This window comes from Pseudomonas siliginis, from assembly GCF_019145195.1.
Classification (GTDB): Bacteria; Pseudomonadota; Gammaproteobacteria; order Pseudomonadales; family Pseudomonadaceae; genus Aquipseudomonas; species Aquipseudomonas siliginis.
The window spans coordinates 600,746-621,660 of sequence record NZ_JAHSTW010000002.1 but is presented as its reverse complement, the minus strand read 5'-3'; the positions used below and the strand labels follow the sequence as shown (position 1 = coordinate 621,660).

At 60.8% G+C, this 20,915-nt stretch carries 16 protein-coding genes; 12 read left to right on the top strand and 4 right to left on the bottom strand.

What is annotated here, in order from left to right:
* Positions 1-2: 2 nt before the first annotated feature.
* Positions 3-974, bottom strand: coding sequence for a GDP-mannose 4,6-dehydratase (gene gmd, locus KVG87_RS06665; protein WP_217849844.1), 972 nt, complete (start codon positions 972-974; stop codon positions 3-5).
* Positions 971-1,885, bottom strand: a complete 915-nt coding sequence (locus KVG87_RS06660; RefSeq protein WP_217849843.1) for a GDP-mannose 4,6-dehydratase — start codon at positions 1,883-1,885, stop codon at positions 971-973. The genes gmd and KVG87_RS06660 overlap by 4 nt, the downstream gene beginning before the upstream one ends.
* A 416-nt stretch (positions 1,886-2,301) precedes the next feature.
* Here KVG87_RS06660 and KVG87_RS06655 point away from each other — a divergent pair, with 416 nt between their 5' ends.
* From KVG87_RS06655 to KVG87_RS06630, 6 genes are all read left to right on the top strand, one after another.
* Positions 2,302-3,882 carry a glycosyltransferase gene (locus tag KVG87_RS06655; RefSeq protein WP_217849842.1) on the top strand — a complete coding sequence of 527 codons (1,581 nt, stop codon included), beginning with the start codon at positions 2,302-2,304 and terminating at the stop codon, positions 3,880-3,882.
* Complete coding sequence (locus tag KVG87_RS06650) at positions 3,876-5,180, top strand: glycosyltransferase (RefSeq protein WP_217849841.1); 1,305 nt, start codon at positions 3,876-3,878, stop codon at positions 5,178-5,180. The genes KVG87_RS06655 and KVG87_RS06650 overlap by 7 nt, the downstream gene beginning before the upstream one ends.
* Positions 5,177-6,109, top strand: a complete 933-nt coding sequence (locus tag KVG87_RS06645; protein ID WP_217849840.1) for a class I SAM-dependent methyltransferase — start codon at positions 5,177-5,179, stop codon at positions 6,107-6,109. Before KVG87_RS06650 ends, KVG87_RS06645 begins: the two co-directional genes overlap by 4 nt.
* On the top strand, positions 6,106-7,257 hold the full coding sequence (locus tag KVG87_RS06640; RefSeq protein WP_217849838.1) for an acyltransferase family protein: 1,152 nt from the start codon (positions 6,106-6,108) through the stop codon (positions 7,255-7,257). Before KVG87_RS06645 ends, KVG87_RS06640 begins: the two co-directional genes overlap by 4 nt.
* Before the next feature lie 65 nt (positions 7,258-7,322).
* Complete coding sequence (locus KVG87_RS06635) at positions 7,323-8,507, top strand: DUF3142 domain-containing protein (RefSeq protein WP_217849836.1); 1,185 nt, start codon at positions 7,323-7,325, stop codon at positions 8,505-8,507.
* Positions 8,494-10,629 (top strand): hypothetical protein, encoded by a 2,136-nt coding sequence (locus KVG87_RS06630; RefSeq protein ID WP_217849834.1) that lies wholly within the window; start codon positions 8,494-8,496, stop codon positions 10,627-10,629. Before KVG87_RS06635 ends, KVG87_RS06630 begins: the two co-directional genes overlap by 14 nt.
* On the opposite strand, the gene KVG87_RS06625 is transcribed toward KVG87_RS06630, so the two are convergent.
* A complete protein-coding gene (locus tag KVG87_RS06625) occupies positions 10,626-11,255 on the bottom strand; it encodes a LysE family translocator (protein WP_217849833.1) in 630 nt (209 codons plus the stop codon). The two genes, KVG87_RS06630 and KVG87_RS06625, sit on opposite strands and share 4 nt — an antisense overlap.
* 146 nt (positions 11,256-11,401) lie before the next feature.
* Between KVG87_RS06625 and KVG87_RS06620 the strand changes: the two genes are divergently transcribed.
* Positions 11,402-11,875: an Lrp/AsnC family transcriptional regulator gene (locus KVG87_RS06620; protein WP_041476556.1), complete on the top strand. Its 474-nt coding sequence runs from the start codon at positions 11,402-11,404 to the stop codon at positions 11,873-11,875.
* Between the two features lie 100 nt (positions 11,876-11,975).
* Here the strand turns inward: KVG87_RS06620 and lpdA are convergent, their stop codons facing one another.
* Positions 11,976-13,376, bottom strand: a complete 1,401-nt coding sequence (lpdA, locus tag KVG87_RS06615; RefSeq protein ID WP_217849832.1) for a dihydrolipoyl dehydrogenase — start codon at positions 13,374-13,376, stop codon at positions 11,976-11,978.
* A 210-nt stretch (positions 13,377-13,586) separates the two neighbouring features.
* On the opposite strand from lpdA, the gene hflK (KVG87_RS06610) reads away from it, so the two are divergent.
* The 5 genes from hflK (KVG87_RS06610) to cfaB all read left to right on the top strand — a co-directional run bounded on the left by hflK (KVG87_RS06610) (position 13,587) and on the right by cfaB (position 20,906).
* Positions 13,587-15,548, top strand: a complete 1,962-nt coding sequence (hflK, locus tag KVG87_RS06610; protein WP_217849831.1) for a protease modulator HflK — start codon at positions 13,587-13,589, stop codon at positions 15,546-15,548.
* Complete coding sequence (gene hflC / locus KVG87_RS06605) at positions 15,545-16,588, top strand: protease modulator HflC (protein ID WP_217849830.1); 1,044 nt, start codon at positions 15,545-15,547, stop codon at positions 16,586-16,588. Before hflK (KVG87_RS06610) ends, hflC begins: the two co-directional genes overlap by 4 nt.
* The gene (gene hflK / locus KVG87_RS06600) at positions 16,585-17,634 is read left to right on the top strand and encodes a protease modulator HflK (protein ID WP_217849829.1); all 1,050 of its coding nucleotides are present in this window, start codon (positions 16,585-16,587) and stop codon (positions 17,632-17,634) included. The genes hflC and hflK (KVG87_RS06600) overlap by 4 nt, the downstream gene beginning before the upstream one ends.
* The gene (locus KVG87_RS06595) at positions 17,631-19,541 is read left to right on the top strand and encodes a cation-translocating P-type ATPase (RefSeq protein ID WP_217849827.1); all 1,911 of its coding nucleotides are present in this window, start codon (positions 17,631-17,633) and stop codon (positions 19,539-19,541) included. The genes hflK (KVG87_RS06600) and KVG87_RS06595 overlap by 4 nt, the downstream gene beginning before the upstream one ends.
* A gap of 177 nt (positions 19,542-19,718) precedes the next feature.
* On the top strand, positions 19,719-20,906 hold the full coding sequence (gene cfaB, locus KVG87_RS06590) for a C17 cyclopropane fatty acid synthase CfaB (RefSeq protein ID WP_217849826.1): 1,188 nt from the start codon (positions 19,719-19,721) through the stop codon (positions 20,904-20,906).
* Positions 20,907-20,915 lie beyond the last annotated feature (9 nt).

The window sequence follows — 20,915 nt, the reverse complement described above, 5'->3', positions numbered from 1 at the left end:
GCCTACTCCTTGGCGACGCGTTTCATGTCCGCATCCATCATCATGCGGATCAAGGTATCCAGGTCGGTTTTCGGTTTCCAGCCCAGCACACGCTGGGCCTTGGCCGGGTTGCCGAGCAGCACTTCGACTTCGGCCGGGCGGAAGAACGCCGGGTCGATCTTCACGTAATCGCGGTAGTTCAGGCCGACGTGATCGAAGGCAATGCGGCACATCTCGCGCACAGTGGTGGTGACGCCCGTGGCGACCACGAAGTCGTCGGGTTTGTCTTGTTGCAGCATCAGCCACATGGCCTCGACGTAATCGCCGGCAAAGCCCCAATCGCGTTTCGCGTCGATGTTGCCCAGCGCCAAGTCCTGCTGTTTGCCCTGCTTGATGCGCGCGGCAGCGTCAGTGACCTTGCGGGTAACGAATTCGATGCCGCGCAGCGGTGATTCATGGTTGAAGAGGATGCCGCTGCTGGCGTGCAGGTTGAAGCTTTCGCGGTAGTTGACGGTAATCCAGTGGCCGTAGAGCTTGGCCACGCCGTAAGGGCTGCGCGGGTAGAACGGCGTGTTCTCGTCCTGTTGCTCAGCCTGGATCAGGCCGAACATTTCGCTGGTCGAGGCCTGATAAAAACGCGTGTGCGGACTGAACTGGCGGATCGCTTCGAGCAGGTGTGTCACGCCCAACCCATCGACAATGCCGGTGGTGACCGGTTGATCCCACGAGGCGGCGACAAAGCTCTGTGCGGCGAGGTTATAGATTTCGTCTGGTGCTGATTTGATTACCGCACGCTGCACCGAGCAGGCATCGGCCATATCTCCGTCGAGGTAGACGATGTCGGCTTCGACACCCATCTCGCGCAGGCGCCAGCGTGAATCACTGCTGCGTCGAGCAACGAGGCCGTGAACCTTGTAACCCTTGTCCAGCAGCAGTTTGGCCAGATAGGCGCCATCCTGGCCCGTGATCCCGGTAATCAGTGCACTTTTTGTCATTCTTGTCGTACTCGCATCTCCCAGTCGGACAGGATCGCCCGCAGGGATTGTTGTGTGGTGGTGGCTGGCGCCCATCCTGTGGCGTTGGCCAGTTTTGCGTGGCTGCCGCAGACGCGGCGCTGGTCGGCGCGACGCATGCGCGCCGGATCCGGCACCAGTTCAACGTCGACTTCGGCCAGATCGGCCAATTGCTCGATCAGGCTGCGAATGCTTTGCTCGCGGCCCGAGCAGATGTTGTAGACCTGCCCCGGTGTGCCGTTTTCCAGCAATGCGAAGTACGCGCGAATCACATCGCCGACATCGAGGAAATCGCGGGTCACGTCGATATCGCCGACTTGCAGTCGCGGTGCTTGCAGGCCCTGTTTGATGCGGCAGATCTGCCGGGCTGCGCTGGCGATGACGAAGCTGTCTTTTTGCCCGGTGCCGATGTGGTTGAACGGGCGTGCGACCAGCACTGGCCAGCCTTCACTCAGGCCCCATTGCAAACTGAGGAACTCCGCTGAAAGTTTGCTTACCGCGTACGGATTGCGTGGCAGCGGTGGTTGTTGCTCGGTGATCGGCAGGTGCTGCTCGCCGACTTGCCCGTAAACGTCGCCGGAGCTGACGTACAAAAACGTCCCGGCAAAGCCGCGAGCCTTGAGCGCCTGCAACAGATTGAGGGTGCCGAAGAGATTGATATCGAGGGTGCGGGCCGGGTCACGAATGGCTTCCGGCACAAAGGTCTGGCCGGCCAGATGAATGACTGCATCCGGCAACTCCGGCCAAAGGTCGATGAGGCTGTCGGCGTTCGTAAGGTCGTAGGCCGATGCGGCAGGCAGCAGCGCCCACGACGATCCCGGCGAAGCCAGACGAGACTGAATGTGTTGTCCCACGAAGCCGCTGAGGCCCGTGACGAACAGACGGTTTTTCAAACAGCGACCCCTTGGTCATGACTTGCGCCGCTTTCCTTACACGCTTTGAGGAAAGCGCTGTCAGACCGGAGGAAATATCCGGGGAAACAGCAGGCGAAGCCTTTGTTGTAGTTGTTTGGTTGCCAATCTGTGCCAATTGCTCGGCAATTTCAACAGGGCATATCGTGACTGGTCAGTTCTCATCAGCGTAGTCCGATTTATTCTTGCGGGCGGTTCCCGGAGCCACGACGGATGTGTTTAGAATGGCCCTCGTCACGATCGCCATGGAAGTTCTGGCTCATTGTGCGCAAAGGTGAAACCGACCACTAAAACAAGAACAAGACGTGACTTGAGACGAAGAACCGCACCGAGCCGGTTCGACGCTTGGCCGTCACTAGTATGAAGCTGCCGGTAACGCGGTTTCATTGTGGAAAGCCATGAATTTCATTCTTTATTCGGACATCAACGAACACTCCATCAGGGAGAGTCTCGGCCATCCCGACGCCAGTTATTACTTCGTTCTGAAGGCCTACCGTTCGTTGCTCGAAACAGTCGGGCGAGTCCATGTAGTGGGTAATGTCGCAGAGGTCGATCCGCTGTTTCGGCAATTCCACGCGGCCGGCGAGGAGAGTGTGTTCCTCTCGTTCACCCGACCACAGAAAACGGCGATCGACCTTCAATGCCCGACCGTTTGTGTCGTGACCTGGGAGTATGACTCGATTCCCGATGAACAATGGGGCGATGATCCTGGCCAGGACTGGACGCGCATGTTGGCAAGGCATGGCCGCGTGATCACACTGTCCAGCCATACCGCCCGAGCGATTCGTCGCTCGATGGGAGAGGATTTCCCTGTGCTGGTATTGCCCGCCCCGCTCGGAGAGGAGCTTGCGTCCATCGGCAAGCAGCACCTCAGCACACCGGTCAACACAGGTACGACGTTGACGCTCAAAGGGTGCATTTTCGATTCCCGCCAGATGAACCTGCATCCGGATAATCTGCTGCCCAAGCCTCTCACCGCCGAAGAACTGGCGGAAATCGAAGCTCAGTTGGAGGCTTCGCGACCACCACCGCTGACGTGGAAACGACGCTTGGTCATCGCAAAGCATTACCTGCGCCTTTGGCTGCTCAATGCCGGCCATGATCAGACGCCCGTGGTGCCACGGGTGAGGTTTTTGCGGAATTGGTACTGGGAGGGGATTCACGACTTGCTTGGGCATTCTTGGCATGACTGGCTCGCCAGACATTTGCCCGGTATCGCCGGCCCTCAACCTTTGCCGGTATCAGTGCAACCGCCACCGCAAGATATGCCGGACACCTCGTTACAGGTTCAAGCCGAGGTCGACGGTGTGGTCTACGCGTCGGTGTTCCGCCCCGCGGACGGGCGCAAGAACTGGCTACAGATCCTCACCGCTTTCTGCGCGGCCTTTCGTGACACTCCAGACGCCACACTGGTGATGAAATTTACCCAGAGCGACCTGGCGGCCGTCTATGCACACTTGATGACGCCACTGGCGCAACTGGCGCCTTTTTCCTGTCGGGTCGTGATGATTCACGGTTACATGGACGATGCGCAATACGCGCGGCTTTACCAGTCGGCGAGTTTTTACGTCAACGCCTCGCATTGTGAGGGTCTGTGTCTGCCGCTGATGGAGTTCATGGCCTGCGGCAAACCGGTGATCGCCCCCGACCATACGGCGATGCAGGACTATATCGACGAGTCTGTGGCGTTCGTGGTCGACTCCAGCGTTGAGGCGTGCACGTGGCCCCATGACCCGCGCATGCTGTTTCGTGCGCATCGTCACCGGCCAGACTGGGGCTCTTTGAAACAAGCCTACGAAGACAGTTACCGGATGGCCACGACACAGCCTCAGGATTATCAGCGAATGTCGTTGGCTGCCGCGCAGCGCATGGAGCATTTCAGTGCGATCGCGGTTCTGCAAAAGCGCGTCGAGGATTTTTTCGGGCTCGAACCACAGCCCGGTCACGTTGCCCAGGTCAGGGATAGCGCCCCATGCTGATCATCATCCATTCGGAAACCAACCAGCACACCATCAGCCGCAACCTGGGGCGCTCGGAGTACAGCTATTACTTCGTGCTCAAGGAGTATCGGCCAGTGCTCGAACGTCTGGGTCGGGTGATCGAGGTCATGGACCCGAACAGCGAAGTCGATGCGTTGTATGCAGAGTGCCAGTCACGTGGCGAGGCTTGCGTATTTCTGTCGTTCTCGCCACCGCATCGCACCCCGGTGCATCTGGCGTGTCCGACCTTGCCGGTCTTTGCCTGGGAGTTCAGCACGATTCCCGATGAGCCATTCGCTGGCGATCCGCTGAACGACTGGCGCACAGTACTTGCCGCCTGCGGTGCTGCGATCACGCACTCCAGTTACACGGTCGATGCCGTGCGCAAAGCGATGTCTGTCGAGTACCCGATAGTCGCCGTCCCCGCGCCGGTCTGGGATCGGTTCGCAGCGCGCGGCGTTCAATTGCAGGGACAGCCAGCCGTCGATTCAGTACGGCTGAAAATCAAAGGCCTGGTAGTCGACAGTCGCGAGATCGCATTGGATGCGTTCGCTCCTGTGCCGTTGCGCCGTGGGCGTGGAATCGATTTCCTCGCGCCGGTCACCGAGCAAGAGCTGGAGCTTGAAGGTGTGGTGTACACCTCGGTGTTCAACCCCCGGGACGGGCGCAAGAACTGGGAGGACATGATCAGTGCCTTCTGTGCCGCTATGCGGGAAAACGCTGATGCAACCCTGGTGCTGAAACTCACCCATCACGATGCTGAAGAAGCCCTCACCGACATCCTCCATCACCTTTACAAGAATCAGCCTTATCGCTGCCGCATCGTGCTTATCTACGGCTATCTGGCAGACGCGGATTACGAACGTCTGGTGCAGGCGACCCGTTACGTCGTCAACACTTCCTACGGCGAAGGCCAGTGCCTGCCGCTGATGGAATTCATGTCGTGCGGCAAGCCGGCTGTGGCACCGTGCACCACGGCAATGATCGACTATATGAATGCCGATAACGCTTTTCTGATCGAGGCAACCGAGCAATTCACGGCCTGGCCTCACGACCCGCGTTCGGCCTACCGAACCTTGCGCTACGCAACGAGCTGGGCTTCGATCTGTGCCGCTTACACTGCCAGTTACGACGTCGCGCAAAATGATCCCCAGCGTTACGCCACCATGTCGGCACAGGCTGTCGTGAGTCTCGAGGCGTTTTGCAGTCAAGCGGTGGCCGAGCAGCGATTACGGGCGTTTCTGGCGAGCCTGCTGCAAGCCCGCGCCGAAATGGCGACGGAGGTTATCGGCGCATGATTCGCAGATTGCTTCATCGATTGTTTGCCCAAGCGCAATCTTCGCAACCGCCGCCAGCGGCTGAACCGATAGCGGAACCGGTGATTGAGCCGACGCCAGACGCTGAACCCGAGCCTTTATTTGTCTGGTCGCCCCGCGATGTCGGTTTGCGTGATGCCGTGCTGGACGGCTGGTTTCTCAATGACAGCGGCGAATTGCTCAAGGGCTTTGCCATTACGCCTGACGACACCTTGCTCGACGTCGGTTGCGGCGAGGGTGCCGCAACATTGTTTGCCGTGCGCCAGGGCGCATCGGTGATTTTCACCGACAGCGAATACGACAAAGTGCGCGAGCTGGCGCGTCAGGTCGAGGCGCAAAGCGCAAATGCCAGTCTTGGTCTGGTCAGCAACAGCCTGCCATTGCCGTTGGCCGACGGCTGCTCCAGCCGTGTCGTGTGCATGGAGGTGCTGGAGCACGTCGACGAACCCGAAGCGTTCATGGCCGAACTGGCGCGTATGGGGCGCCCCGGTGCGTTGTACCTGCTCAGTGTGCCGGCTCCAGTGGGCGAACATCTGCAAAAAGGCATCGCTCCGCAGAGTTATTACCAGTCGCCCAACCACGTGCAGATCTTCACTCCAAAGCGCTTCGCCGCACTGGTCGAAGACGCCGGACTGATCATTGAGCATCGGCAGGCGACGGGGTTTTTCTGGGTGATGGGGATGATCTTTTTCTGGGCCAGCGAAAAAGCGGCCGGCAAGGATCCGGGTGGTGCGGTGCGTGATCGCATTCACGCGCCTTTTCCTCATCTGATGGGTGGATGGGCGAGGACCTGGGAAGAGATGCTCGACCGGCCCGACGGACTTGCGATCAAACAGGTGCTGGACCAGTTCATGCCCAAAAGCCAGGTGATCATCGCCCGTAAACCGCTGGATGCGGGAGACGCCGGATGAGCAGTAAACGCATCATGGACATTGAGGTGCTGCGCGCCATTGCCGTGCTGGGGGTGCTGTTTCATCACCTGGCAGGCAATCTGTTCCGCGATCCGGTGCCTTTGCTTGAAGCCATTCATGCCTGGGCACAACCCTGGTGGGGCGTTGACCTGTTTTTCGCCATTTCCGGCTTCGTGATTGCGCGCAGTCTGATTCCTGCGCTGCGTGATTGCAGCAGCCGTCAGCAATACTGGGAGCAAACGCGCAATTTCTGGCTGCGCCGCGCTTTTCGCCTGCTGCCTTCGGCCTGGCTGTGGCTGGCCCTGGTGCTGCTGATGTGCATGTTCTTCAATCGCTCCGGGGCGTTCGGCACGCTGCAGGCCAATCTGCAGGCGACGCTCGCAGGAGTGTTGCAGTACGCCAATTTCCGCTTTGCCGATGCTTTCTTCCGCTACGAATATGGCAGCAGTTTCGTCTACTGGAGTCTGGCCCTGGAAGAACAGTTCTACCTGTTGTTTCCGTTGCTGATTCTGCTGTGCCGCAGACATCTGGTCTGGGTGCTGCTGGCGCTGGTCGCAGTGCAACTGCTGGCGGTGCGAACGCCGCTGCTGATGGTCGTTCGAACCGACGCGCTGGCCCTTGGCGTACTGTTGGCAATGTGGAGTGCTCAACCGAGTTACCAGCGTTGGCAGCCGCTGTTTCTCAGTCGCAACGGGGCCGGAATCTCAGCGCTGATTGTCGTCGCAACGCTGATGAGTTACCTGGCCACCGATGGATTTTCCGCGACTCACTTTCGCGTTGGCGCCATCGCTTTATTGAGTGCCTTGCTGGTGTGGATCGCCTCTTACAATCAGGATTACCTGTTATCGGCCGGGCGCTTGCAGCAATTGATGGGATGGGTGGGCAGTCGGTCGTACGGCATCTACCTGATTCATATTCCCGTGTATTTCCTGGTACGTGAAGTTACTTTCCGTTTGCAGGAAGCGGGCCTGCCGAGTCCGGCAGGTCATCCAGTGGTCACCTTGCTGTGGGCGTTCGGTCTGATTGCCCTGCTCAGCGAATTGAATTACCGCTTCATCGAAATGCCTATGCGCAACCGCGGTGCCGCGCTGGTGCAACGTCTTGGTACGTCCAGCACACCAACTTCGTCTTCTGAAGCCGCAGTCTGATCGACTCGCTCACGCCATGTTTTGTGTAACCTTGCAGCCCTGTGGTTTCAGGGATTTTTCAAGGTATGCGGTTTATTGCGGGTCTGATCTTCAGCGTCTTGCTTGCGGGTTGCGAGCAACACGTCGCGCCGGCCCTCGACCAGCAACTCTACGTCTGGCAGCGCCAATGGACGCCTGCGCATGAACCGGCCTTGCGTGAAAGTCGAGATGATTTCTCGACCCTGCGCGTACTGGCATTGCAGGGCTTTCCCGGCGAACGCTGGAGCAGGGCGCGGGTTGATCCGGCATTGTTGAAAGCCGATGGTCGCGCTCTGATCGCAGTGATTCGCCTCGATGGCCAGTTGCAGTCGCTGGACCAGCGGCAGGTCACCGCACAGATCCTGAAAGTCATCGCCGATTGGCAGGCGCAAGGCCTTACGCTGAACGGTATCGAAATCGACCACGATGCCGGCAATGCACGGCTGCCCGCATACGCTGAATTCCTCAAACATTTGCGCGCGGCCTTGCCGTCATCGTTGCCTTTGAGTATCACCGCGCTGCCGGCCTGGCTCGACAGCGCGCACTTGCCGGCGCTGTTGCAAAGCGTCGACAGCAGCGTGCTGCAAGTCCACGCCGTGAGCGATCCGCGACTGGGTCTTTTCGACGCCAGGCAGGCGTTGAAGTGGGCCGAGGCCTGGGCACATGTCAGCGACAAACCGTTCTATCTGGCGCTGCCGGCCTACGGCGTTGCGCTGTTGAGCGATGACGGTGGCGCGCCGGTAGTGGAAAGCGAAGTGCAACTGGAGCGCGGCGGGCAGCGCCGGGAGTTGCTCGCCGATCCGCAGCAACTCAGCCAATTGGCCAAGACCTTGCGCGAGGAACCGCCTGAGCATCTGACCGGTTTGATCTGGTTTCGCCTGCCGCTGGCCAACGATCGTCGCGCCTGGAGCCTGACTACTTTGCGCGCCGTGGCGCGGGGCGATGTGCTGAAGAGTCATCTGCATCTGTCATTCAAAGAGCAGGGCGGACTCTATGACATCCAGCTCGATAACCGCGGCAATCTCGACAGTCCGTGGCCCGCGCAAATCACGCTGAAGGCGCAGGATTGTGCAGGCGCCGATGCGCTCGCCGGTTACTCGTTGCAACAAAGTGCCAATCTGCTTACCTTCACCCGCCTGCGTGACGGCCGCTTGCCGGCGGGCGGACAGCGCGCTGTCGGTTGGGCGCGTTGTGCATATATTGATCAAGGAGGTTCGCATGTTGACCCGTAACTGGCCCCGCCTTCTGCTCTGCCTGAGCCTCAGCCTGCCGCTGGGTTCGGCGCTGGCCTGCGGCCCGGACTTCCCGATGCGCCTGCTCGACAACCGCGCGCAGACCCTCGCCGATCTGCCCGAAGGCAGTTTCAGCTTCGAAATCAGTCGCCTGGGTAAAACCATTGGCGGGCTGAAAAACGTCACCGCAGCGACCCATAACCCCAACGATTATGCCGAAGACAACGCGTCAGAGCTGGCGCGCGAACAGGCTGAGCAGGTTGGCCTGAGCGCCGAGCAATACGCTGTGGTCAAGCGCCTGCGCGGGCTCAGCGATGCCCATCAGGCCGAGGAACAGGGCGCCGGTCTGCCGGCGGAAATCCGTTTGTATGTCGCCGGCGCCGTGGCCTTTGCCACCGGTGATCATCAATTGGCCAGTGAGTATTTCAACAAGGTGCTGGCGCTGCCGGCGGACCAGCGTCCTTTGCGCAGCACGTGGGCGGCGTATTCCCTCGGGCGCATCGCCTTCGCCATGAGCAACGAGGCGCACGATCGCATCGAAGCGCTGGAAGAAGCGCGCGATGCCTTCCGCCAGGCCCGGCAACTGAGCATCGACGGCTTCAGCGATCCGTTGGAACTGGGCGTTGCCAGCCTCGGTGAAGAGGCGCGGGTGCTGCGCAGCGCGGGCGACTGGAGCGGCGCCATCGAACTGTACGAAGCACAGAACCTGCATGGTTCGGCTGTCGGTTACACCTCGCTCAAGCAACTGATGAACGAACTGGCCGAGTTGCCGGAATCTCAGCTGGCCAAACTGCTCCAGCAGCCAGCAGTGCAGCAACTGGTCACGGCGTCGCTGGTCAGCCGTCAGGGCTGGTCTTTCGGTGAGCAGCCGCCGAATGAAAAGAAACTCGTCACACTCCTGCAAAACAGCACCCGTGGCAGCCTCGACAATGCCGATCGACTGGCGGCGATGAGTTATCAACAGGGCGACTACGCGTCTGCCAAGGCCTTTCTGGTAAATGCCGGGGACGGCGGGCTGGCCTGGTGGCTGCGGGCAAAACTGGCAGTGCGTGAGGGCGACACGACTGCCGCTGCCGCCGCTTACGCCAAAGCCGCCCAGGCCTTTCCGCAGAATGAAGACTGGGGTTATCGCCGCACGCCGGACTGGGCGTTTGAAACGGTACAGCCAAAATGCCGGGTGGAGGGCGAAAGCGCGATCCTGGCGCTGCAACGCGGCGAATACCTGCAAGCGTTCGTGCAGCTGTATCGCAGCAACAGCCTTTACTGGTTCGATGCCGCCACCGTTGCCGAGCGGGTGCTGACGGTCGATGAGCTCAAGCGGTACGTCGATGAGAACGTGCCGGCGCCGCCGCCATTGACGCAGCAGGAGCGCGATAACTATGTGCCGTTGTCGGTGGCCGCCAATCTGCGCAATCTGCTCGGTCGGCGCTTGCTGCGAGAAGGGCGATACGAGGAGGCGGTCGGTTATTTCGCCAGTGACGATCTGCAGCACAAGGCCCGGCTCTATGGCGAGCAACGGCTCAAGGCCGAGTCGGCGTGGTGGCCGAGCAAACGCGCCAGTGCGTTGTACAACGCAGCTTGGACAGCCCGGGAGTGGGGCATGGACATCCTCGGTTATGAGATGGCCCCTGATTACGCCACCTTCGGTGGCAATTACACGCTGGAGAGCACGAAGCTGGATGTCGGCCCGCTGATTTCCACGGCGGAAGTGCAGCGCCAGCAGGCCAGCGCCGCGCAACCGGATCAGCGTTATCACTATCGTTTTGTCGCCACGGCACTGGCCAGTCGCGCCGCCGATAACCTGCCGCACACCAGTCAGGCGTTTGCCGCCGTGTTGTGCAACGCGGCCGGCTGGAACAGCAGCCTTGCGGACCAGAGCGCGCTGTATCAGCGCTACGTCAAGGAAGGCCCTTATGTGCCGTGGGCGCAAGACTTCGGCAATCAATGCCCGTACCCGGACTTCGAAAATGCCGACAAGCGTTACGTTACCCAAGTGACCGATGCCGTGCGTGGGACGCTGCGACCGTACAAGTGGCCGGTACAGATCGGCGCGATCGTCGTAGTCGCGGCCATCGCGTTATTGCTGATCACCCGTCGTCAGCGCAAGGTACGCAAGGCTTAAGTCTGCTGAAGGAAGCTCAGGCGTACGGCGAAGCCAATCAACAGGCTGCCGAACAACCATTGCTGAACGCGCTGGGCGCTTGGACTGTGTTGCAGCCAACGGCCCAGTGCCGCGCCAGTCAGGGCAACCACGCTGTCGAACAGCAGACCGACGGCGACCAGCACCATGCCAAGCACGGCAAACTGGCTCAGCACCGGCGCGCCGTGACTGACGATGAATTGCGGCAGCAGCACTGAGCAGAACAGCAAAGCCTTGGGATTAAGCAGGTTGGTCAGCAAGCCGCGACGGATCGCATCGCGCCACTGGCCGGGAGCAGGTGCCTGCTCTTGGTTTTGCAGACTCGGTACCAGCGAGCTGCGCAAACACTGGATACCGATCCACAACAGATAGGCCGCGCCAGCGATACGCACCACGTCAAACGTCCACGGCGCCGTTTTGAACAGCGCCGCCAGCCCCAATGCTGCCAGTGCCACATGGCAGGCGCGGGCGATGGCCAGGCCCAACGCCGTGGCCAGCGCCGCCGCTCGACCTTGCCGCGCACCGGTTTGCAATAGCAGGATCATGTCCGGTCCCGGCAGTAGCAGAACCACAGCCAGCGTCAGAATAAACAGCCAAAGACTTGCCACATCAAACCCCGTTTTCGATGTCGATTTTCTCGCGCCAGTCTAGAGCGAGAGAGCAGGGCAGGTGCTTGCGTAGTCGGCTTCTATTGTTCACAGCTTTGGCATAACCTGCTGGTTTTCAACCGTCAGACTATCGGGATCTGCCAAAGATGAAACTCGACGCTTATGACCGCAAGATTCTCGCTGCGCTGCAGCGCAACGGGCGCCTGAGCAATGTCGAGCTCGCGGAAGAAATCGGACTGTCGGCCTCACCGTGTCTGCGGCGGGTGCGCATGCTGGAAGAGGCGGGGGTGATCCGAGGCTACCAGGCCAACCTGGATCGCGATGAAGTCGGGCTGGGACTGACTGTGTTTGTCGGGGTTAAGGTCGAGCGGCACAACGAAGAACGCGCCGAGGCTTTTTATGCGGCTGTTACTGCGCTGCCTGAGGTGGTCTCAGCGTTTCTGGTGTCCGGCGAATCGGACTTTTTGTTGCAGGTAGTGGTACCTGACTTGCGCGCTTATGACCGCTTTGTCAGCGGCCATCTGCTCAAGCTTCCGGGTGTGAGCGATATTCGCAGCAACTTTGCCATTCACACGGTGAAGGCGCCGGGCGCACTGCCGCTGGGGCATTTGCCGCTGTAGACCGGGTGGCGCCATTCGCGAGCAGGCTCGCTCCCACAGGGGGAACGCATTCCAAAGTGGGAGCGAGCCTGCTCGCGAAGACGGCGGAAAGGTTTGGAACCTACATCTGCGTCGCCATCCCCTCGACATTCATCGCTGCCTGACGCAATGCTTCCGAACGCGTCGGGTGCGGATGGCAGGTCAGGGCAATGTCCTCGGCCGAGGCGCTGAACTCCATCGCCACACAGAACTCGCCGATCATCTCGCTCACGCTCGGCCCGACCAGATGCACGCCGAGCACTTCGTCCGTGCGCTCGTCGGCGAGGACTTTGGCAAAGCCTTCTGTTTCGTGATTGATCTTCGCCCGGCTGTTGGCAGTGAAGGGAAACTTGCCGACCTTGTAGGCGCGGCCCTCGGCCTTGAGTTGTTCTTCGGTCTGGCCGACGCTGGCCAGTTCCGGTTGGGTGTAGATGACGTTGGGGATCAGCGCGTAATTGACCTCGCCGGCCTTGCCGTGGATCTGCTCGACGCAGGCCATGGCCTCGTCTTCAGCCTTGTGCGCGAGCATCGGCCCTGACGTGACGTCGCCGATCACCCAGACCCCGGCGGCTTCGGTGCGATGTTGCTTGTTGGCGAGCATGCCGCGTTTGTCGGTACTCAGGCCGACGTTCTCCAGCCCCAGGCCCTGGGTGTACGGCCGGCGCCCGATGGCCACCAGCACATAGTCGGCTTCGATCAGCTCAGCCGTACCACCAGCGGCAGGCTCGACGCTCAGCTGCACGCCTGTGGCGGAGCTGGTGGCGCTGGTGACCTTGGAACTCAATTTGAAGGCAATGCCTTGTTTGCTCAGCGCGCGCTGCAAGGTCTTGCCGGCCTCGCCATCTACGCCGGGGCAGATACGATCAAGGTATTCGACCACGGTGACCTGCGCGCCGAGTCGCCGCCACACCGAACCCAGCTCCAGGCCGATCACCCCGGCACCAATGACCACCAAATGTTTGGGGACTTCATTGAGCGACAGCGCGCCGGTGGAATCGAGGATGCGCTGGTTGTCGATCTCGACGCCGGGCAGGGGAGTGGGTTCGGAGCCGGTGGCAATGATGATGTCCTTGGCGCTGAGCTCGCTCTTGTTGCCTTGGGCGTCGGTCACCGTCACTTTGCCCGGGCCGTCGATATGGCCCCAGCCCTTGATCCAGTCGACCTTATTCTTGCGAAACAGAAATTCGATGCCCTTGGTCAGGCCGGCGACGCTTTCGTCCTTCTGCTTCATCATCTGCGCAAGGTTCAGCGTCGGTTTAACCTCGATGCCGAGATTGGCGAACTCTGTCCCCACCGCAGCGGCGTACAGCTCCGACGCGTGCAGCAAGGCTTTGGACGGCATGCAACCGACGTTCAGACAGGTGCCGCCGAGGGTTGCACGTCCTTCGACGCAAGCGGCCTTGAGCCCGAGCTGGCCGGCGCGGATCGCTGCGTTATAACCGCCAGGGCCGCCGCCCAGAATCACCACGTCATAGTTGCTCATGCGCTTGCTCCAGATTGCTCGAAGGGGATAGCCAAGATTAGTCGCGATAAAAATTATGTGCGTAATATGAGCTTCGCCGAACATTTCGGTCAAGGCTTCAGGCAAGCGACAGCTGCGGCATTTTTGAATAAGCACAATTGTGTACGAATATTTCACAGTTTGCGTTATATCGTAACGCTATGAACGCGGGGCCTACATTTTCGGGGTGTTATGCAAGTCGATCTTGAGTTGGACGCCACGCCAGTCACCGGGCTGCCGCGCTTTCAGCAGGCAGCCGTGCAGTCACGCAAATTGCGTCGGTTGGCGTATGGACTCGGCGCAGTGGCGGGGTCGGGCTGGGTGCTGGCGTTTTTCGTCGGCCTGTTTGCGCCGCAGTCCCTGTGGTTGCCGTTGTTGGTCAATCAGGGCGCAGCGTTGCTGGTGCTGGTCGCCGGTCTGCAATCGGCGTGGTGGGTGACGCGCTGGCGCGCGCGGGTGATGCATCCGCCAGCTTCGCAACCGACCGTTGTGGAGGAGGGCGCTGCAGCCGAGGGCTGGTACGAAAGGCTGCTGGAGCGCTTGAGTCAGCGGGGCCGCCATCTGCTTGGACAAATCGGTGCGCCGACGTTGTGGCTCGGCGGCTGGGCGTTGCTGGTTCTGCTTGGTATTGAGCAGGTGTGGAATCTCACGTTGCCTGCGGCGGCCTTGGGGCTGTCGGCGAGCATCGGTGCGGCATTGGCGTTGTTGCTGGCGTTTGCCCTGCTGGTGCTGGAGCGGCAACTGGCGCAGGAACCGCCGGCGCAATGGCCGGAAGCGGCTGCGCTGGCGCAACTGACCCGGGTGGTGATCATCACTCTGTTGATCGGTGCGCTGTGTCTGTTGTTTGCCAGCGAAGACGCAGTCTGGCCGGCGCGTGTTGCGGTATTCAGCGCAATCCTGCCGATGTTGGTTGCCATCGAACTGTTATTGCGCGCGGTGCTGTCTGTTTTCAGCCCGCGCCGCGAACAACTCGAACCGACCCTGCTGGCGCGCAGTTTTATCGCCGATATGCTGCGTTGGCCGCCGCAGCCGTGGCTGGCGTTACAGCATGAAATGCACAACCGTTTCGGCATCGATTTGCGCCAGATCTGGGCCTTCAGTTACATGCGCCGGGCGTTGTTGCCGGTGTTGGCAGTGGTCGCCCTTAGCGGTTGGCTGCTGACAGGGGTACATGAAATTCCCCTGCAAGGTCGCGGCATCTATGAGCGCTTCGGTAAACCGGTACAGGTTTTCGGCCCGGGTTTGCATAGCGGGTTGCCTTGGCCATTGGGGCGTGTGATCTCCGTTGAAAACGGCGTGGTCCATGAACTGGCAACCAGTGTCGGCGACAAGCCAATCGCTGTGCAGTCCGACTCCGCTGAAGGCCCGGCGCCGCTGACCGCCAACCGTTTGTGGGACGCCAGCCACGTCAATGAAAAATCCCAGGTCATCGCCAGCAGCCGCGGCGCGCAACAGGGCCTGCAAATCGTCAACATGGACGTGCGCTTCGTTTATCGCATCGGTTTGAACGACGAGGCGGCGCTCGCCGCGACCTATAACAGCGCCGATGTACCGACGTTGATTCGCAGCACCGCCAGCCGCATCCTGGTTCACGATTTTGCCTCGCGCACCCTCGACGGTCTGCTCGGCGACGACAGGGCAGGGCTGGCCGAGGAAATCGGTCGCGCAGTGCAAAGTGATCTGAACAGATTGAACAGTGGTGTGGAAATCCTCGCCACAGTCGTCGAAGCGATTCATCCACCGGCCGGCGCGGCGAATGCCTATCACAGTGTGCAAGCGGCGCAGATCGGCGCGCAGGCGTTGATCGCTCGCGAACGCGGGGCGGCTGCGCAGGCCACTAACGAGGCGCAGTTGCAGGCGAGCACGGCACGAGATCAGGCAACGGCCAATGCGCGGGAGATCAATGCCGAGGCGCAAACGGCAGACCTGAAATTCAGCGCCGAACAGAAAGCCTTCGCCAGTGCTGGCCAGGCTTTTGTGCTGGAGCAATATCTCAGCCAGCTCAGTCAGGGCTTGAGTAAAGCCAGGTTGCTAGTGCTCGACCATCGACTTGGCGGCAGCGCAAATGCGCCAACCATCGATCTCCGCACTTTCACGCTGCCGACTGATCCGTCGCCCGCCCGTACCACCGCTCAACCAGGAGCCACCCATTGAGCCAGTCGCCTGTTCATGACGTTCACGACCACAGCGGCCACGATCACGGCCACGGCGGGCATCACCATCATCATGGTCATCATCACCATCACGGCGATCCGCAAGAGGCCGGGCCATTTCCATGGCGGCGTATGGGCTGGGCTGCGTTGCTGGTGGCGTTTGCCATTGCCGCCGCGAGTCTGGTGCAAGTGCGCTCCGGCGAAGCCACGGTCATCACGCGTTTCGGAAATCCGTCGCGGGTATTGCTTGATCCCGGTTTGAGCTGGCGCTGGCCTGCGCCGTTCGAAGCGGCGATTCCAGTGGACTTGCGTCTACGCACCACCTCAAGTGGTTTGCAGGACGTCGGCACCAAGGACGGTTTGCGTATCATCGTTCAGGCCTACGTGGCGTGGCAGGTGCAGGGTGATCCTGAACACGTGCAGCGTTTCATGCGTGCCGTGCAGAATCAGCCGGACGAAGCGGCGCGGCAGATTCGCACCTTTGTCGGCTCAGCACTGGAGACCACGGCCAGCAGTTTCGATCTGGCCAATCTGGTCAACACTGATGCCAAACAAGTGCGCATCGGCGATTTTGAAGCGCAGTTGCGTCAGCAGATCGACCAACAGTTGCTCGCCACTTATGGCGTGCGTGTGGTGCAGGTCGGTATCGAGCGGCTGACTTTGCCCTCGGTCACGCTCAGCGCCACGGTCGACCGCATGCGTGCCGAGCGTCAAACCATTGCTACCGAACGCACGGCTGTTGGCAAACGCGAAGCGGCGCAAATCCGTTCCGCCGCCGAGCGCGATGCGCGAATCGTCCAGGCTGATGCGACGGTGAAAGCCGCTGAAATTGAAGCGCAATCGCGAGTCGAGGCTGCGCAGATTTATGGTCGCGCCTACGCCAGCTCGCCGCAGCTATATAACCTGCTGCGCTCCCTCGATACCCTCGGCACCATTGTCACACCGGAAACCAAACTGATTCTGCGCACCGATGCCGCACCTTTCCGCGTATTGGTCGACGGCCCACCGACGCTCGACAACAAAGCCGGATCGCAACCATGAGCGAAGAAGTTCCACGTGGAACACATGCGTTGAACAGTCCGTGGATTCAGGCCGGACGTCTGACCTTCATCGCCCTGTATGCGATCACCGTGTTGGCGGCACTGGCATGGGCGTTCTCGAATGTTCGGCAGATTGATCCGCAGAACCGCGCCGTGGTGCTGCACTTCGGCGCGCTTGATCGCGTTCAAAATGCCGGGCTGTTATGGGCGTGGCCGCAACCCTTTGAGCAGGTTGTTCTGTTGCCGGCGGCTGACCGGGTGATCGAGCGTCGAGTGGAAAATCTGTTGCGCAGTGACGAAGCTCTGAAGGCTGATCGGGTAGCGTCCTTCGCCACGCCATTGAGCGATGCACTCGCCGGGTCTGGTTATTTATTGACCGGTGACGCCGGTGTAGTGCAACTGGACGTGCGAGTGTTTTACCAAGTCTCCGATCCCTACGAATTCGTGTTGCAAGGCGAGCATGTGCTGCCAGCACTCGATCGGCTGGTGACGCGCAGCGCCGTGGCCCTGGCCGCCGCGCGAGATCTCGACACCATCTTGGTCGCTCGACCGGAACTGATCGGCGCCGACAATCAGGCGGCCGAGCGTCGTGAGCGATTGCGCGGTGATCTGGTGCAATGCATCAACGCGCGTCTCGCTGAACTGAAGGCGAGCGGGCAGGGCATCGGTATCGAGGTGTCGCGGGTCGATGTGCAATCGAGTCTGCCGGAGCCAGCGATCAGTGCTTTCAATGCGGTTCTGACCGCCAGTCAGCAGGCTGACAAAGCAGTGGCTAACGCGCGCACCGATGCCGAGAAACTTACCCAGTCCGCCAACGAACAGGCAGACCGCACGCTTCAGGTGGCTCACGCGCAGGCAGGCGAGCGTCTTGCAAAAGCCTCGACCGATACCGCAACCGTCTCGAGTCTGGCCACGTCTAGCGACCCGCAAATGCTCCTGCGTCTGTATCGCGAACGCCTGCCGAAAATTCTCGGTCAGGCCGGGTCGGTCACCACCGTCAACCCGAAAGACAGTTCCCGGTTGATCATTCAAGGAGCCAGTCAATGACCGCGACCACCGCTGCTCTAGGCCTGTTGTCCTCGGCCGAACAACGTCGCGCCGCGCGCCAATTGACCCTGGCGATGCTTGCGCTCGGGCTGTTGGGTGTGGGGCTGGTCTGGCGCTGGATACTCCCGGAGCAAACCGGTGTCAGCCAGTTGCTGCTCGGTTTCGCCTCGTTGCTGGTAGCGGTTCCGGTGATGCGTTCGGCGTGGTACAGCCTGCGTTACCCGAGCCTGCACGGCATCACCGATCAGTTGATCGCGCTGGCCATGCTCGGTGCCTGGGCGACCGGTGATCTGCTCACTGCGGCGTTGTTGCCGATCATCATGATCTTCGGCCATGTGCTTGAGGAGCGCAGCGTGATCGGCTCCCAGGAAGCGATCAATGCGCTTGGCCGGCTGACCCGCATCCATGCGCGCAAGCTGCAAGCGGACGGTTCGATCATCGAAGTGGACAACGGCACGCTCAGCGCTGGCGATGTTGTCGAGGTGCGGGCCGGTGATCGTTTGCCGGCGGACGGTCGGGTATTGTCCGGCCAAGCGAGTCTCGATACGGCGTCGATTACCGGTGAGTCGGTACCGGTGGAAGCTGGCGTCGGCATGCTGGTGTTCGGCGGCGCGATCAACCTCGATGGATTGCTGCGCGTCGAAGTCACCCGTACCGGCGACGAATCCACCCTGGGCAAAGTCATAGCCCTGATGCAAAACGCCGAGCGCTCGAAACCGCCGATCACGCGATTGCTCGAACGCTATGCCGGCAGCTACATGGTGCTGGTCTTGTTGCTGGCGGCGGTGACCTGGTTCGTCACCCATGATGCACAGGCGATGCTCGCGGTGTTGGTGGCGGCGTGTCCGTGTGCGTTGGTGCTGTCGGCGCCGGCGACGGCGATTGCCGGTGTCGCCGTCGCCGCGCGTCACGGGATTCTGATTCGCAGCTCGGCGTTCCTCGAAGAACTCGCCGATCTGACCTCGCTGGTGGTCGACAAGACCGGCACGCTGACGTACGGCACGTTGCGTTTGCAGTCGATCGACAGCCTCAGTGTGGACACCAAAGAAGTGCAGGTGCTGGCCGCCAGTCTTGGCGCGGCAAGCAGTCATCCGGTGAGCCGGGCACTCGCTGGGCTGGTTGATCAGGAAGCGTATTGGCCTCTGAGCAACATCCATGAGCGCCAAGGCCTGGGCGTAGTGGCGACGACAGAGCAGGGCGAAGCTGCGCTCGGTCGTCCAGAGTTGGTCGCGCAACTGGGCATCACAACCACCCTCGTTCCTGAGCACGATGGCCCGATTGCCGGCCTGGCTTTGAACGGTGAATTCCTCGGCTGGCTGCTGCTAGCAGACAGCATCAAACCCGAAGCGCGCTTTGCCTTGAGCGAATTGCGTGAACTGGGGCTGGGACGCCAACTCCTGCTGACGGGGGATCGCCAGAGCGTCGCGCGAACCCTGGCGCAGGAAGTCGGGCTGAACGAAGTGCAGGCGCAAGCGCTCCCGGAGGACAAACTCAATCGCGTGCTCAAGGAAATCGATCACGGCTTTCGTCCGATGGTGGTAGGCGACGGCATCAACGATTCACTCGCGCTCAAGGCCGGCGTGGTCGGTGTGGCGATGGGCGCTGGCGGGGCCGACATTGCTCTGGCGTCAGCCGACATCGTGTTGATCGGCAGCGATCTGCGTCGCCTCGGTACTTGCGTGCGCTTGAGTCGTCAGTGCCGGCGTACTTTGCAGGTCAACGTGATTATCGGCCTCGGCTGGACGCTGGCCATCGTAGTCTTCGCGGCGTTCGGTTGGCTGGGTGCCGCCGGGGCGATGATCGCGGCGCTGCTGCATAACCTGAGCACCTTGTTGGTGTTGGGCAACGCCGGACGTTTGCTGCGCTTTCAGGAGCCATTGCTCAGGCTCGACGCTCAGGCTAAATGAAAGAAAATTCATCGAACCGCCGAGTGCACAGGCAGTCATCTATCGTAAGGCGCGTCGTCTGGGGCGTTCAGCCGATGTGCCGATCACGATAGACAAGGCCGACCGAATCGATAGCCTGCTATTTTTCCAGGTTGGTCTACCCTCAGATCAGACGTCTGAAACAAGGGGGGATTTTCCATGCTCGCGCAACTTCCACCGGCCTTACAGAATCTGCAGCTACCGCTTCGCCTGCGACTCTGGGACGGCCACGAGTTCAATCTGGGCCCGACGCCCAGCGTAACCATCGTCGTCAAGGACCCGCAGATGGTTACTCAATTCACCCACCCAAGCCTGGATGCGCTGGGTGCGGCGTTCGTCGAAGGCAAGCTGGAACTTGAGGGCTCGATCAGCGAGGTCATCCGGGTTTGCGATGAGTTGAGCAATGCGCTGCTCGACCAGGACGAAGACAGTCAGCCGGTGCGTGCGCATCACGACAAGGACACTGACGCCAAGGCCATTTCCTACCACTACGACCTGTCGAATGCGTTCTACCAGCTCTGGCTGGATAGCGACATGGCGTATTCCTGTGCCTATTTCGAAACCGGTAGCGAAACCCTCGAACAGGCGCAGCAAGCAAAATTCCGCCATCTGTGCCGCAAGCTACGCTTGCAGCCGGGCGAATATCTGCTGGATGTCGGTTGTGGTTGGGGTGGTCTGGCGCGATATGCGGCGCGAGAGTTTGGCGTCAAAGTGTTTGGTATTACCTTGAGCAAGGAACAATTGGCCCTGGCGCAGGAGCGAGTCAAAGCCGAAGGGCTGGACGATCAGGTCGAACTGCAATTGCTCGACTACCGCGATTTGCCGCAAGACGGCCGCTTCGACAAGGTTGTCAGCGTCGGCATGTTCGAACATGTTGGTCATGCCAATCTCGCCGAGTATTGCGCAACGCTGTTTGGCGCGGTGAAGGAGGGCGGGTTGGTGATGAACCACGGCATCACCGCCAAACACACCGATGGCCGCCCGGTTGGACGCGGTGCTGGAGACTTCATCGAAAAATACGTGTTCCCCAACGGCGAGCTACCGCATCTGGCGATGATCTCTACCGAGATCAGTGACGCCGGGCTGGAGATCGTCGATGTCGAAAGCCTGCGTCTGCATTACGCGCGCACGCTCGATCATTGGAGCGAACGATTGGAAGACAATCTCGAAACGGCGGCGAAACTGGTGCCTGAGCAGGCACTGCGTATCTGGCGTCTGTATCTGGCCGGTTGCGCGTATGCCTTTGCCCGGGGCTGGATCAATCTGCATCAGATCCTCGCTGTGAAAGCGCATCCGGATGGCAGCCACGAACTGCCTTGGACCCGCGACGACATCTACCACCCCTGAGACGGGGCG

What these genes read in the sequence shown, in the direction of transcription:
- gmd (WP_217849844.1), bottom strand. Translation starts at nt 974, where the DNA reads ATGACAAAAAGTGCACTGATTACCGGGATCACGGGCCAGGATGGCGCC.
- KVG87_RS06655 (WP_217849842.1), top strand. Translation starts at nt 2,302, where the DNA reads ATGAATTTCATTCTTTATTCGGACATCAACGAACACTCCATCAGGGAG.
- KVG87_RS06650 (WP_217849841.1), top strand. Translation starts at nt 3,876, where the DNA reads ATGCTGATCATCATCCATTCGGAAACCAACCAGCACACCATCAGCCGC.
- KVG87_RS06645 (WP_217849840.1), top strand. Translation starts at nt 5,177, where the DNA reads ATGATTCGCAGATTGCTTCATCGATTGTTTGCCCAAGCGCAATCTTCG.
- KVG87_RS06640 (WP_217849838.1), top strand. Translation starts at nt 6,106, where the DNA reads ATGAGCAGTAAACGCATCATGGACATTGAGGTGCTGCGCGCCATTGCC.
- KVG87_RS06635 (WP_217849836.1), top strand. Translation starts at nt 7,323, where the DNA reads ATGCGGTTTATTGCGGGTCTGATCTTCAGCGTCTTGCTTGCGGGTTGC.
- KVG87_RS06630 (WP_217849834.1), top strand. Translation starts at nt 8,494, where the DNA reads ATGTTGACCCGTAACTGGCCCCGCCTTCTGCTCTGCCTGAGCCTCAGC.
- KVG87_RS06620 (WP_041476556.1), top strand. Translation starts at nt 11,402, where the DNA reads ATGAAACTCGACGCTTATGACCGCAAGATTCTCGCTGCGCTGCAGCGC.
- lpdA (WP_217849832.1), bottom strand. Translation starts at nt 13,376, where the DNA reads ATGAGCAACTATGACGTGGTGATTCTGGGCGGCGGCCCTGGCGGTTAT.
- hflK (WP_217849831.1), top strand. Translation starts at nt 13,587, where the DNA reads ATGCAAGTCGATCTTGAGTTGGACGCCACGCCAGTCACCGGGCTGCCG.
- hflK (WP_217849829.1), top strand. Translation starts at nt 16,585, where the DNA reads ATGAGCGAAGAAGTTCCACGTGGAACACATGCGTTGAACAGTCCGTGG.
- KVG87_RS06595 (WP_217849827.1), top strand. Translation starts at nt 17,631, where the DNA reads ATGACCGCGACCACCGCTGCTCTAGGCCTGTTGTCCTCGGCCGAACAA.
- cfaB (WP_217849826.1), top strand. Translation starts at nt 19,719, where the DNA reads ATGCTCGCGCAACTTCCACCGGCCTTACAGAATCTGCAGCTACCGCTT.